The organism is Marinovum sp. 2_MG-2023, assembly GCF_030548265.1.
In the GTDB taxonomy this organism is placed as follows: Bacteria; Pseudomonadota; Alphaproteobacteria; order Rhodobacterales; family Rhodobacteraceae; genus Marinovum.
Window position 1 is genome coordinate 14,698 of sequence record NZ_JAUOSD010000015.1, and the last position, 13,518, is coordinate 28,215.

At 58.7% G+C, this 13,518-nt stretch carries 14 protein-coding genes; 9 read left to right on the forward strand and 5 right to left on the reverse strand.

Going from position 1 to position 13,518, the window contains the following annotated elements; translation table 11 throughout:
* Nucleotides 1-112 precede the first annotated feature (112 nt).
* Nucleotides 113-886: a 3-hydroxybutyrate dehydrogenase gene (locus tag Q4577_RS16125; RefSeq protein ID WP_303467606.1), complete on the forward strand. Its 774-nt coding sequence runs from the start codon at nt 113-115 to the stop codon at nt 884-886.
* Between the two features lie 96 nt (nt 887-982).
* Entirely contained in the window at nt 983-2,023 is a 1,041-nt protein-coding gene (locus Q4577_RS16130; RefSeq protein WP_303467605.1) for a patatin-like phospholipase family protein, read from the forward strand.
* 60 nt (nt 2,024-2,083) lie between these two features.
* Here Q4577_RS16130 and Q4577_RS16135 read toward each other — a convergent pair whose 3' ends face one another.
* The 3 genes from Q4577_RS16135 to Q4577_RS16145 all read right to left on the reverse strand — a co-directional run bounded on the left by Q4577_RS16135 (nt 2,084) and on the right by Q4577_RS16145 (nt 4,728).
* The gene (locus tag Q4577_RS16135; RefSeq protein WP_244686483.1) at nt 2,084-2,815 is read right to left on the reverse strand and encodes a DUF502 domain-containing protein; all 732 of its coding nucleotides are present in this window, start codon (nt 2,813-2,815) and stop codon (nt 2,084-2,086) included.
* A 118-nt stretch (nt 2,816-2,933) separates the two neighbouring features.
* The gene (locus Q4577_RS16140) at nt 2,934-3,848 is read right to left on the reverse strand and encodes a pseudouridine-5'-phosphate glycosidase (RefSeq protein WP_303467604.1); all 915 of its coding nucleotides are present in this window, start codon (nt 3,846-3,848) and stop codon (nt 2,934-2,936) included.
* Nucleotides 3,841-4,728 carry a PfkB family carbohydrate kinase gene (locus Q4577_RS16145; RefSeq protein WP_303467603.1) on the reverse strand — a complete coding sequence of 296 codons (888 nt, stop codon included), beginning with the start codon at nt 4,726-4,728 and terminating at the stop codon, nt 3,841-3,843. Before Q4577_RS16145 ends, Q4577_RS16140 begins: the two co-directional genes overlap by 8 nt.
* Nucleotides 4,729-4,836: 108 nt before the next feature.
* Here Q4577_RS16145 and Q4577_RS16150 point away from each other — a divergent pair, with 108 nt between their 5' ends.
* A complete protein-coding gene (locus Q4577_RS16150; RefSeq protein ID WP_244686489.1) occupies nt 4,837-5,952 on the forward strand; it encodes a HupE/UreJ family protein in 1,116 nt (371 codons plus the stop codon).
* A gap of 38 nt (nt 5,953-5,990) precedes the next feature.
* Here Q4577_RS16150 and xth read toward each other — a convergent pair whose 3' ends face one another.
* A complete protein-coding gene (gene xth / locus Q4577_RS16155; protein WP_303467602.1) occupies nt 5,991-6,773 on the reverse strand; it encodes an exodeoxyribonuclease III in 783 nt (260 codons plus the stop codon).
* Between the two features lie 300 nt (nt 6,774-7,073).
* Here xth and Q4577_RS16160 point away from each other — a divergent pair, with 300 nt between their 5' ends.
* The 3 genes from Q4577_RS16160 to Q4577_RS16170 are packed head-to-tail and all read left to right on the forward strand — an operon-like array spanning nt 7,074 to nt 9,352.
* On the forward strand, nt 7,074-7,247 hold the full coding sequence (locus Q4577_RS16160; protein WP_244686491.1) for a hypothetical protein: 174 nt from the start codon (nt 7,074-7,076) through the stop codon (nt 7,245-7,247).
* Between the two features lie 60 nt (nt 7,248-7,307).
* A complete protein-coding gene (locus Q4577_RS16165) occupies nt 7,308-8,402 on the forward strand; it encodes a hypothetical protein (protein WP_303467601.1) in 1,095 nt (364 codons plus the stop codon).
* Nucleotides 8,399-9,352, forward strand: coding sequence for a DMT family transporter (locus tag Q4577_RS16170; protein ID WP_244686495.1), 954 nt, complete (start codon nt 8,399-8,401; stop codon nt 9,350-9,352). Before Q4577_RS16165 ends, Q4577_RS16170 begins: the two co-directional genes overlap by 4 nt.
* Nucleotides 9,353-9,394: 42 nt before the next feature.
* Here Q4577_RS16170 and Q4577_RS16175 read toward each other — a convergent pair whose 3' ends face one another.
* A complete protein-coding gene (locus Q4577_RS16175) occupies nt 9,395-9,718 on the reverse strand; it encodes an iron-sulfur cluster assembly accessory protein (protein WP_244686498.1) in 324 nt (107 codons plus the stop codon).
* Nucleotides 9,719-9,803: 85 nt separating this feature from the next.
* On the opposite strand from Q4577_RS16175, the gene Q4577_RS16180 reads away from it, so the two are divergent.
* From Q4577_RS16180 to argS, 3 genes are all read left to right on the forward strand, one after another.
* On the forward strand, nt 9,804-10,970 hold the full coding sequence (locus Q4577_RS16180; protein WP_303467953.1) for a deoxyguanosinetriphosphate triphosphohydrolase: 1,167 nt from the start codon (nt 9,804-9,806) through the stop codon (nt 10,968-10,970).
* A 78-nt stretch (nt 10,971-11,048) separates the two neighbouring features.
* Nucleotides 11,049-11,684 carry an SDR family NAD(P)-dependent oxidoreductase gene (locus Q4577_RS16185; protein ID WP_303567632.1) on the forward strand — a complete coding sequence of 212 codons (636 nt, stop codon included), beginning with the start codon at nt 11,049-11,051 and terminating at the stop codon, nt 11,682-11,684.
* A 77-nt stretch (nt 11,685-11,761) separates the two neighbouring features.
* Nucleotides 11,762-13,507 (forward strand): arginine--tRNA ligase, encoded by a 1,746-nt coding sequence (argS, locus tag Q4577_RS16190; RefSeq protein ID WP_303467599.1) that lies wholly within the window; start codon nt 11,762-11,764, stop codon nt 13,505-13,507.
* The last annotated feature ends 11 nt before the right edge of the window (nt 13,508-13,518 follow it).

Consider the following 13,518-nt stretch of genomic DNA (forward strand, 5'->3'; position numbering starts at 1 on the left):
CCCCGGATGACCCGAAACCTTATTGTGATCAGCGCATGGCACGGGGTCTTGGCCTTTTGCAGTTGCAGCGATTAGGCTGCAGTGCAGAATCGGCAAGCACGAAGGAGCTATCATGTCGCTCAAAGGCAAAACCGCAGTTATCACAGGATCGAATTCCGGGATTGGTCTCGGCGTCGCCCAGGAGTTGGCGCGTGCGGGGGCGGATGTGGTTCTGAATTCATTCACCGACCGGGACGAGGATCACGCCCTGGCCGCCGAAATTGCCAAGGAGTTTGGTGTCACGGCGCGTTACATTCAGGCCGACATGTCAAAGGGCGACGAATGCCGTGCCTTGATCGAAAAGGCGGGGGGCTGCGATATTCTGGTGAACAACGCCGGCATCCAGCATGTGGCGCCGATTGATGAATTTCCGGTGGCGAAATGGGATGCGATCATTGCGATCAACATGTCGTCGGCGTTTCACACCATGGCAGCGGCGCTGCCGGGGATGCGGGCGCGGGGCTGGGGCCGGGTGGTCAATGTCGCCAGTGCACATGGATTGACGGCTTCACCGTTCAAATCGGCCTATGTCGCGGCCAAACACGGCGTTGTCGGCATGACCAAGACCGTCGCGTTGGAAACCGCGCAAGAGCCGATCACCGCAAATGCGATTTGTCCCGGTTACGTGCTGACACCCCTGGTCGAGGCGCAGATCCCGGATACGATGAAAGAATATGACATGAGCCGCGAAGACGTGATCAAGAATGTCATGCTGACGCGCCAACCCTCGAAAGAGTTCGCCACGGTCGAACAGATCGGTGGCACGGCGGTGTTCCTGTGTTCCGACGCTGCGGCACAGATTACCGGCACGACCATCAGCGTCGATGGCGGCTGGACCGCGCTTTAAACTCTGTTCGGCGGAGGCAGGAACCAGAGGGGGGCTCGCCCCCCGACCTGCGGTCTCCCCCCAGCGTATTATAAAAAGAGAAGAAGGACTGGCGCCTTGCCTGAGACTGTACGGATCAATCTGGCCCTGCAGGGCGGCGGGGCGCATGGTGCCTTTACCTGGGGCGCTTTGGATCGGTTGTTGGCCGAAGACTGGATCGAGATTGGCGGGATTTCCGGCACCTCGGCCGGGGCGTTGAATGCTGCGGCCCTGAAATCGGGGTGGGTGGCCGGGGGGCGCGAAGGTGCGCGCCTGGCGCTGACAGAGCTATGGGGCAAGGTCAGCGGGCTGGGCGATATGCGCATCCCCGCCTGGATGGAGGGTTTTGTGCCAGCGCCCCTCATCGCCGCGCGTGCGTTGGAAATGTCGCCGATGTTTGTCATGGCGGACACGATGAGCCGGGTGATGTCGCCCTATGCCTATGGCCCGTTTTACCGCAATCCGCTGGATGATATTGTGCGCGGGTTTGATTTTGGCCGGGTGTGTGACACCGACCATGGGCCGGAGCTCTTTATCTGTGCGACGCGGGTGCGCGATGGCAAGGTGCAGGTGTTTTCCGGCGAGGCGCTTTCGCCACAGGTGATTTTGGCCTCGGCCTGTTTGCCGACGCTGTTTCAGGCGGTGGACATCACCGACGCCGATGGCACGACAGAGGCCTATTGGGACGGTGGTTATACCGGCAATCCGGCCTTGTTTCCGCTGTTTGATCAGCGGTTGCCGGATGACATTGTCATTATCAACATCAACCCGCTGGAGCGCGACACAGTGCCAAAGTCGGCACAGGATATTCAGAACCGCATCAATGAAATCAGTTTCAATTCGTCGCTGTTGCGCGAATTGCGGGCCATCGACTTTGTCCAGCGGCTTATATCGCAGGGCAAGGTGCAAGAAGGCAGCATGAAGAATCCCCGTCTTCATATGGTGGCGGATGACGGGTTGATGAATGATCTGAACGTGGCAACGAAAACCGTGCCGCTGCCTTCGGTGATTGGCCAGCTACATGCGGCGGGCGCGGCGGCGGTCGAGACGTTTCTGGCCGAGTTCGGCGATGACCTGGGGCGGCGTCAGACACTGACACTGCGGGATATGTTTGCCTGACACCTGTTGCCGGTTACCTGACACCTGTTGCCGGTTACAGGTCGGGCAATTCCCGGCGGGTCAATGTTTCGGCGGCTTGGTGGGATCCTGGCCGTTGGGATAGACCAGACCGGCGGAAATCACCAATTTGGCCGCCTGTTCCACCGTCATATCCAATTCGATCACGTCTTCCTCTGGGAAAAACAACAGGAATCCAGAGGTGGGGTTCGGTGTGGTGGGGACAAAGACCGACATCAATTTGCCGGATGTTTCCGCCCGCACCGCAATTTCGCCCTTGGCGGTGGTCGACACAAAGCCGATCGCCCAGACGCCTTTGCGCGGATATTGGATCAGACAGGCCTTTTCGAACGAACGGTCCTCTTGGTTGAACACCGTTTCGGCGATCTGTTTCACGCCGGAATAGATCGAGCGTACCACCGGCACGCGGTCGACCAAACTCTCGGCGAAACGGACCATGGACCGGCCGATCAACCCCTTGGCAATCCAACCGACCAACAGGGTGAACAGCAAGAAGACAATGACGCCGACGCCGCGCACGTTCACCCGGATCCAATTCGGATCGGTCGGGCCCTCATTTCCCAGGAATCGGTTCAGAAGCTGCTCTGGCTGATAGGAATTCGGCACAAACGGCCATACCACGCCATCAACCCAACCGATCACCGTCCAGATCAACCAAACGGTCAGCCCGACAGGCGCAATCACCACAATCCCGGTCAGGAAAGAGGCGCGCAGGCTGGCAACCCATCCGGTGCGTGGCCGAGGGGCCGGGTCTTCGTCAAAGGGTGTGGTCATCGCGGCGTCAATTCCCTGGGCGGCGCAGGCCTTTGTGGCTGGGTCCGACCGCTAAGCTAGGTAGTTCCATGGCCAACCTCAATGGGTTGGCATGGCTTTCATACGAGCAACCCGTGAATTAGCTCTGTTGGCTGCTTAGTTCGCAGGCGATTTCGGCGGCAAGGCGGGCATTGTTGCGCACAAGCGCGATATTTGCGGTCAGCGACCGGCCATCGCTCAGCTCGAAAATCCGTTGCAGCAGATAGGGCGTGACATCCTTGCCCGCGATGCCATGTGTTTCGGCGTCTTGCAGGGCACGCTGGATGAAAGGATCAATCTCGCTGCGCGGGATCTCTGCCTCTGCGGGAATCGGATTGGCGACCAATTGCCCGCCTGTCAGCCCCAGCGCCCGCCGCATCAGATGTGCGCGTGCGATGGTGGCGGCATCCTCCATTCGCAAGGGTGCGCGATAGGCCGAGGTCGCCGACCAGAACGCCGGAAAGGCATCCTGACCATAGGCAATGACCGGCACGCCCAGGGTTTCCAGCACCTCCAGCGTTTTGGACAGATCTAGGATCGCCTTGGTGCCGGCGGCCACAACGGTGACCGGGGTGCGCGACATTTCCTGCAGGTCGGCAGAGATGTCGAAGCTATGCTCTGCGCCACGGTGGACACCGCCGATGCCGCCGGTGGCAAAGACATCGATGCCGGCCAAAGCCGCGCCGATCATTGTCGCCGCCACCGTTGTGGCGCCGGTGCCGCCGGTCGCCAGACAGGCCGCCATATCGGCGCGCGACAGTTTTGCCGCGCCTTTGGTCTGGGCCAGGGCGGTCAATTGCGCATCATCAAGACCAATGCACAGCGTGCCGTCCATCACGGCGATGGTTGCAGGCACCGCACCGTTGTCGCGGATCACATCCTCGACCCCGCGCGCCATGTCGAGGTTTTGCGGAAACGGCATGCCGTGGGTGATGATCGTGCTTTCCAGCGCAACCAGGGGTTTGCCAATCTCGCGGGCCTCGGCCACTTCTGGGGAATAGCGGATGTCAATCATGTGGGGTCTCTCCGGATACATAACGGGCAGCGGCGGTCAGCGCCCGGTCAAGCGCGTCGGCGCGGGACAGGCCGCTGGCCTCGGCCGCCATATGGGCGGCCATGAAAGTGTCGCCCGCACCGGTGACACGGGTCACCAGAACTTGCGGGGGGCGATGGGTGAATGCGCCCTGTGCATCAATGTCGGCGCAGGGGCCACCGCCATCGGTGACCAAGGCACGTTTCGCGCCACGCGCCACCAGACCGGCGGCGGCGGATTCAGCATCGCCAAATTCGGTCTGGCACAGGATGCCGGCCTCTTCGCGATTGACGTACAGCACAGCACCGGGGCGGGTGACAAAGGGCATAAGCCGCTCGGCCTTGCCCGGCGACGCCGGTGCCACCCGCAGATCTGCTGCGGCAAAGACCGGGTCGCGGGAAATCTTGCCCAACAGGTGCTCTGTCAAATTGCCATCCAGCGCGATCAAACCGGAATAGGGCGCCGCGGCGCTGCCAAGACGGCCATCAACCAGCGGGCGCAGGATCTTGTCATCTGCGGCCTCAAGCGAATGGGCATCCGCAATCGCCGCAATCAGCCCGTTCGCGCCTTCGACGGCCATATAACGGTCGGTCGGCAAATCGTCAGAGCGATAGATCCACTGGCAATCCAATCCCAAATCGCCGCATTCCGCGATCAACACGTCGCCCAGGACATCCCGGCCCACGGCGCTCAGCAACGCGGGGCGCATTCCGAAACGCGCCAGCGTCATTGCAATATTCAACGCGACGCCGCCGGGGATCTGACTGATCCGGCCGGGCACATCCGATCCAACACGCATGACCGAGGCAGACCGCCCGATCACATCCCAAAGCACAGAGCCAATACAAAGAACATTCACCATGCGGCCCTTTTGGCGTGAAACTTTTTTGCCCGCAAGCCGTAGCTTGTAGTTGTAACCGAGGCGTATCATGGCAAGCTGCGCCCACATCCAACGCGAGGGAGACGCGGAATGATCCGTCTAATGGCAACAGTAATGACGTTTATGGCTGGGCTGGTCGCCGGGGCGACCCAGGCACATGAGGTCATGCCCACCATTGCCGACCTGAGCATATCGGATGGGGCGGCAGTGTTGGAATTGCGCCTGAATGCCGAGGCTTTTGCCGCCGGTGTCGATCTGGACGGGCTGGAGGATACGGATACCACCGATCGCTCTGCGGCATATGATGCGTTGCGCGCATTGCCGCCCGAAGAAATGGCCACACGCATGGCACCGGTCGCTGCGCGTATCGCGCGCGAAATTCAGCTGTTGAATGGCGATGCATCTGTGGTCTTGACGGTCGAGGATCTGGCAATCGGGGAATTGGGCAATGTGGACTTTGCCCGCGAAAGCAGCCTGACATTGCGCGGCGCGCTGGACGCGCCTCAGGCGGCACTTGTTCTGAATTGGCCAGAGGGCTATGGCACGTTGGTCTTGCGTCAAATCGGACCGGAAGATCCCTATACCGGCATTATCGAAGGTGGCGGTACAAGCGGCGCGATCCATCCCGCCGGGGGCGATGCCAAATCGGGATTTGGGGTTTTTGCCGAATATATTCCGGTGGGTTTCGATCACATCCTGCCAAAAGGGCTGGATCATATCCTGTTTGTTCTGGGGCTGTTTTTCCTGACAACCCAGCTTGGCCCATTGCTGTGGCAGATCACGGCCTTTACCGCCGCCCATACGGTGACTTTGGCGCTGGGGGCGCTGGGGATTGTGTCGGTGCCGGGCTATATCGTCGAACCGATTATCGCCGCATCCATCGTTTATGTCGCTGTCGAGAATATACTTTCCCCGAAAATGCACGCCTGGCGACCGGTGGTCGTCTTCTGTTTCGGGCTTTTGCATGGTCTGGGGTTTGCCAGCGTTCTGGGCGAATTCGGATTGCCCGAGGGGCAGTTCATTCCGGCGCTGCTGGGCTTTAATGTCGGGGTCGAGCTGGGCCAGTTGACGGTGATTGCGCTGGCCTTCCTGGCGGTGGGGCTGTGGTTCGGGCGCAAGTCGTTCTATCGGCCCTATATTGCGGTCCCGGCCTCGGTCGTGATCGCCATGGTCGGGGCATATTGGTGTGTTGAGCGGGTGATCTGAGCCTGTCAGACCCCCAGCACAATGGAATTGGCCGCCCTTCAGGCGGCCAGTTCAACCCAGACCGGAACGTGGTCCGATGGTTTTTCCCGACCGCGAATGGCGCTGTCGATCTGGCAATCGACCAGCATATCGGCGCAATCCGGTGTCAGCAGGAAATGGTCAATGCGAATGCCGTTATTGCGCTGCCAGGCCCCGGCCTGATAGTCCCAGAACGAATAATGCTCGGGCTGGCTATTGCGGGCACGGAACGCTTCTGTGAATCCCAAATTGACGATCCGCCGGAAAGCCGCGCGGCTTTCAGGTCGAAAAAGCGCGTCTTCTGTCCATTGCTGGGGGTTGGCCGCATCTTCTGATTGCGGAATGATGTTGAAGTCACCCGTAATAAGTGCGGGCATTTCAGTGCACATCAGCTGCTCTGCACGATGGTGCAGGCGTTCCATCCAGGCCAGTTTATAGTCGTATTTCGGACCCGGCACCGGGTTGCCATTCGGAAGATACAGCCCGCATAGCCGAATGGCCTGGCTGTCGCCCATAACGGTGGCCTCGATCCAGCGGGCCTGTTCGTCACTGTCGTCGCCGGGCAGGCCGCGAGTGACGTCTTCTAGTGGTAAACGCGATAGAATCGCGACGCCGTTGAAACTTTTTTGCCCATGGGTTTCAACGATATACCCCATATCCTCAAAGTGTTCGCGCGGAAATGCATCATCAATTGATTTGATTTCCTGTAGAATGGCCACATCCGGCGCGGCTTCTTTCAGCCAATCGGTCAAGGCGCCAATGCGCGCTTTAATGCCATTAATGTTGAATGTCGCAATCTTCATAGCGTCCTCCATTGGCACCGACGTAGCCTTAGGAATGGGGCGGGGACAAGCGAAAATATTTACCAAACGATTGGTCGATTCGAGCCGGTTTCTGGATTCAACCCACTTTTTTCGGGGATTGAATGCCGCGCAATATATTTGTGCGAAGTATGTTTTCGTTTTTATTCACAGGTAACTGCATACCATATCTTGTGTGGATAACTGACTTATCCACAAGCTATAGTTGAAATTAATATTGATATGCCCGGTTAAGAGGAGAATTCTGATTGCGGTACTTATGCCGATAACCAGGAGAAAATCATGCTGGCACTTGTTCAAGAAACAGTTAACGAAACCCAAACCGAAGAGCTGGTCATCGAGACCACAGAGATCGCAACAGGCGATCACGTCGACACAATGATGTGCTGCTCGGTTGACGATGGCACCGACATGTTTGGCGGTGACCAGGTCCAAGCGATGATGTGCTGCTCGTAAGAGCGCCATCGTCCTAACGCCCGGGCCGGGCGCATTTCAGACATTCCGGAGGACCAAGTGATGTCGAACGTTGTCTATTTGAATGTGCCCGGCCCCAAGGAACGCGGAGCGGCGCGCACTGGCGCGCTGGTCCGCGCCTTTGCCCGCCACCGGCGTGGCCCCGAAGATGTGTTCTGGCTGAAGGAAAACGCCGAACTTCTGAACATCCTCGAAAATACCGGCCAGGACCTGCCCGAAATGTGGATGGAACCCTATGCGGCGTTCTATGCAAACGCGGGCGAGAAATTGGCCTTTTTCCCACAATATTACCGGTTCATTCTGTCCCTGACGCTCGACCTCGAGGCGCTGGGAATGGCGGGTGATCAGGCCGAATCGCTTTGTGCCTTGGCTGTTCGTCAGGATCTTGCGGGGTATGAAACCTCGGATATTCAGCGGCTGGAGGCATTTCGCCTGATGCAGCGACGCGGATTTGATCCATTACAGGACAAAGGTGCCGCAGAAGCGCGTCTACGTGACTTTATTTCGCGTCCAGAACGCTTTGCATTGCCCAATAAGAAGGCTGCTTTTGAGCTGACGCATATCGTATTCTACCTGTCAGAATACGGTCGGAAATCGCCAGAGCTCGGCCAGAACGAATTGCGCGCATTGGAAAATGCAGGAATTTTGGCGTTTTTGGACGGAAACCTTGATCTTCTTGCTGAGGTTTGTGTCGCAATGCGCTATGCAGGGCACAACCCTTCCGGTATCTGGGAGGATTGGGTCGCGCAAAAGATGAACGAGATCGAGGTGACAGACATGGGTGAGGGCACCCCCCAACAGATCCCGATGGCCGATTGCTATCACGAGTTTCTGACGTCTTCCTGGCTGGCCGGGACGCGCGACGAAACCCTGTTTGTGCAGGTTCCGCCGCATGGCAAAACCGCCGCCCTTGGCTTTCAGCGTCCGAATGCCCGGCGCGGCGCGTTGCGGGAAATCTCGGTTCAACTTTACCGGATGGGGGACGAGCGGCGCGACGTTTGGGGCGCGATGCGCAACCGGATAGATGCCGCCCTTACCGATCCGGCCCGTCATCGCCTGGCACAGGCCGAAGCCTCGACCCGGCAATTCGATGCGTTCTTCGAAGATTTCGCCCGCGCCCGCAGGATCAGCGCATGAACCATGTCGCCTGGCGCATATCGCTACCGATGCTCAGCACCGTGCTGGTTGTGGCCTATACTTTGTTGATCACCTGTTCGGATGCGATCACAAAATATCTGGCGCAAAGCTACAAGGCACCGCAATTGCTGTGCATTGTTGCGCTTTTGATTGTGGTGATGTCGCTGGGAAGTGGCCGGATTCAGGGCAACAAGGGCAGCCTGCGCACCTCTTGTCCCGGGGCAATGGCCTGGCGGGCGGGGCTGACGGTTCTGGCGACGGTCATGTTCTTTAATGCACTGGCCACATTGGTATTTGCCGAGGTTTTTGTCTTCATTGCGCTGGTGCCTTTGCTGTCGGCGATGATGTCGGGTCCGATCCTGGGCGAACATGTGCGATTGTCGGCCTGGATTGCGCTTGGCCTCGGGTTTGTTGGTGTGTTGTTCATGGTGGACATCAGCCTGTCGGGGATCAGCAAGGGCCACATCTGTGCCTTTGTCGGATCGGTTTCCGGCACAGCGTCGATTGTTCTGGCGCGGTATATTGGCCGCCGCGAGGACAATTCGCTTGCGCAGGTGTTCTATCCCCAAGCGGCGGTCTTTTTGTCGATGCTGATTTTGGCACCGTTTGGCTGGCAGCCGATGTCGCTGTTTGATCTGGCTTTGTCGGCGGCCTGTGCGGTGGTGTTGTTTTCTGCGCGGCTGCTCTTGGTCATCGCATTACGGCATTTGGCGGCCTATGTGGTGACACCATTGATGAACCTTCAGTTCGTCTGGATGGTATTGATTGGTCTGGTCTTTTTCAACGAGGTCCCGGCGTTCAGCACGTTTGTCGGGGCGGTGGTTGTGATGGTTTCCGGCCTCTATCTGGCGCTGGACAAGGACAGCGGCGCACGGTCGCTTGGCGCCACAGCGCCAGATCGCACAGCCGATGCACCGGACGCCCGCCTGCGGCTACGCACCCAAAGCTAGTCCGGGCATTCCAGCCGGTAAGCCCGGCTGGAATGCTCTGATTTAAATCGAAAACGACGTGCCGCAGCCGCAGGAGGCGGTGGCATTGGGGTTTTCGATCACAAACCGCGCCCCGATCAATTCTTCGCTGAAATCAATGACCGCCGAGGCCAAAAACGGCAGCGACACTGCGTCGACCACCACTTTTTCACCATTGCTTTCCAGCACCAGATCGTCGGTTTCGGCGCTGTCGAGACGAATATCGTACTGAAATCCCGAACATCCGCCGCCCTCGACAGCCACGCGAAGCGCCTTGCCCGCAGCGGCGGCACCAATTTCCGACAACCGTTCAAACGCACGTTCGGTCACTTTCGGCGGCAATTGCATCACATATCTCCGGTATTTAGGTGATTTCGCCGCCATTGGGCGGTTTTCACATGTCTCGGAGTACAATATAGAAACCCGGCACGCCATCAGCAAGGAGCCAGCGATGCATGCCCCATATGCATCCCGTCCGGATCAATCGCGCGGGAGGCTTGTTTCAGAATTCGAAAGCCATTTTCGTTCGTGTTTCCAACGGGATAGAGATCGAATTATCCATTCGAGCGCCTTTCGCAGATTGAAACACAAGACCCAGGTTTTTGTCGAACATGAGGGCGATTATTATCGCACCCGCCTGACCCATTCCATTGAGGTCGCTCAGGTGGCCCGCACCATTGCGGGCGCTTTGGGGCTTAACCAGGAACTGACCGAGGCCGTGGCCCTGGCGCATGATCTTGGCCACACCCCATTTGGCCATACCGGTGAGGATGTGCTGGATGAGCTGATGGCGCCTTATGGTGGCTTTGATCACAATGCTCAGGCGCTGCGCATCGTCACCTCGCTGGAACTGCATTACGCCGAATTTGACGGGTTGAACCTGACCTGGGAAACCCTTGAAGCTATTGCAAAACATAATGGTCCGGTCTTGGGCGAATTGCCTTGGGCTTTGACGGAATACAACCGGTTCCATGATCTGGAATTGCACACTCACGCCAGCGCCGAAGCCCAGGTTGCGGCCATTTCCGATGACGTCGCTTATAACAACCATGATCTGCATGACGGTCTGCGGGCCGGCCTGTTCAGCGAAGACGACATTTGCCATCTGCCGATTGTTGGACCGGCCTTTGCCGAGGTCGACCGCAAGTATCCGGGGTTGGAGAAAAATCGTAGACGCCACGAAGGGTTGCGCCGGGTTTTTGGTGTGATGGTCGAAGACGTGATTGACACATCGCGCCAGCTTTTGGACGAATGTGGCGCGACATCGGCCCAAGGGATCCGCGATTTGCCGACACCGGTTGTCCGGTTTTCAGATGCGCTGTGGCAGGATTTGCAACTGATCCGCAGTTTTTTGTTTGAACGCATGTACCGCGCGCCGGACGTGATGAAAGTCCGCGAAGAGGTGGGCCAGGCGGTGCAGGATCTGTTTGCGATCTATATGCGGTCGCCAGAACATCTGCCATTGGCCTGGCAGGCGGCCCTGGCGGAAAACCCCGAAGATATGGTGCTGCGGGCGCGCTGCGTGTCGGATTATATCGCCGGCATGACCGACCGCTTTGCCCTGCAATCGCAACGCCAAATGGGCGCGATCCGGGATTAACTTCGTCACAAAAGCGACGGTTGTTTTGTCTAGCAAATTGAACGTAAATATTAGGTGATTATTTCTGTAGGTCATTTCGTGGTCAAATCTGCCCTTTTTCCCGGAAAGAATTGCCTCGTGATCGGGGCGGCGCACCCCATCGGGCGGGCGATGTGCCTGCGTCTGGTTGATCAGGGCGGATTTGTGATTGCCGTCGATTCTGACGAAGACGCGGTACAGGACCTGGCCAGCCTGCGGTCAGACCGGATTGCGCCGCTGGCGATGTCATTGGCGGATTGTGACGGGCTGGATCATCTGGCCGCGCATTGGGCGGATGACCCGTTGCATGTCTTGGTGATGGCGCAGGCCTTGAATGGCGCGGCGGATCTTGGCGCGACATTGACGTCGATTGAACACACAACCAAAAGCCTGGCCTCGGCGCTGGCGGATTCGGATGGTGCGGCATTGGTGCTGTTTGCCGTGCCGGACGAGGGCGGCAAGGCCAGCGGGCGCGCGGCGGCGGCGGCCCTGGCAACATTGACGGGCGATCTGGCGGCGACCGGTGTGCGGATCAATGCGCTGATGCTGCATTCCGCCGCCCTGCAAAGCGGGGCGTTCGATCAGATTTGCACCACGGCAATGATGATGGCCTTGCCCATGGCGCGTGCTGTCAGTGGCTCTGTGCTGCCGGTGGGGCGGCATGGCCTTAGGCTGAATGCGTCGCCTGCGGAATGACTGCTCCGGCGTGGCCAGCTTGGATTGACTGAGGCGCGCGGCGTGATACACCGCCATTCAGCACAAAGGACCAAAAAATGAACCTGTTTTCCGACCTGCGCGGCTGCGTCATTGCCGCGCTTGAACAGATGCAATCCGAAGGCGCGCTGGCGCAGGATCTGGACTTCACCAATGTGACGGTGGAACCGCCACGTGATCCGCTGCACGGCGATATGGCCACCAATGCGGCGATGGTACTGGCCAAACACGCCCGCCAGAAGCCGCGTGATATTGCCGAGGCCCTGGCCGAAAAGCTGCGCGCAGATGACCGGATTACAGCGGCGGATGTTGCGGGACCGGGTTTCTTGAACATGCGTTTGGCGCCTGCAATCTGGCAGGGGGTGGTTGCGGCGGCCCTGGCCCAGGGCACGGCGTTTGGCCAGTCAAAAATGGGGCAGGGTCGGCGGATCAACGTGGAATACGTCAGCGCCAATCCCACGGGCCCGTTGCATGTCGGCCACACACGCGGCGCGGTTTTCGGTGATGCGCTGGCCAGTTTGCTGGCCTATTCCGGCCATGATGTGACCCGTGAATATTACATCAACGATGGCGGTGCGCAGGTCGATGTGCTCGCCCGGTCAGTTTATTTGCGCTACCTGGAGGCCCATGGTCAGGAGGTCGCATTCGAGGACGGCACCTATCCCGGTGATTACCTGATCCCGGTCGGCGAGGCGCTGAAGGAAAAGGTCGGCGACGACTATCTCGACAAGGGCGAGCAATACTGGCTCACCGATGTGCGTGAATTTGCCACCGAAAAGATGATGGATCTGATCCGCCATGACCTCGCGCTGTTGGGCGTCGAGATGGATGTGTTTTATTCAGAGAAATCGCTCTACGGCACCGGCCGGATCGAAGCCGCCATCCAGGAGCTCGACGACAAGGGCCTGATCTATGAGGGGGTGTTGGAGCCGCCAAAAGGCAAAAAGCCCGAAGATTGGGAACCGCGCGAACAGACCCTTTTCAAATCCACCGAACATGGCGATGATGTCGACCGTCCGGTCAAGAAATCCGATGGGGCATGGACCTATTTCGCGCCCGACATCGCATATCATTATGATAAGGTTTCCAGAGGCTTCGACGGCCTGATTGATGTGTTTGGTGCGGATCACGGTGGCTATGTCAAACGGATGAAGGCGGCTGTGTCTGCGCTGTCCGATGGCAAGACGCCACTGGATATCAAGCTGACGCAGCTGGTCAAATTGTACAAAAACGGCCAGCCGTTCAAGATGTCCAAGCGGGCCGGAACCTTTGTCACGCTGGCCGATGTGGTCGAACAGGTTGGCCCCGATGTGACCCGGTTTGTGATGCTGACGCGCAAGAATGATGCGCCCCTGGATTTCGATTTTGACAAGGTGCTGGAACAATCGCGCGAGAACCCGGTTTTCTATGTGCAATATGCCAACGCCCGGGTGCATTCGGTGCTGCGCAAGGCGCGGGATGCGGGGTTGGATGTGTCCGACGCGGCATTGCAGGGCGCGGATCTGGGCCGTAACGGGCATGAAGCCGAATTGGCCGTGGCCAAAAAACTGGCCGAATGGCCCCGGTTGATCGAAATTGCCGCCCGCACGCATGAGCCGCATCGCGTGGCATTCTATCTCTATGAACTCGCTGGTGAATTCCATACATTGTGGAACCGGGGCAACGAAGTGCCGGAGCTGCGTTTTTTGCAGGATGGCGATGATGCCGCAAGTTTGGCAAAAATTGCACTGGCGCGGTCTGTGTCGGTTGTTATTTCCGCCGGTCTTGGTATCTTGGGTGTGACCCCAGTGGAAGAGATGCGCTAAGACACTCTCTC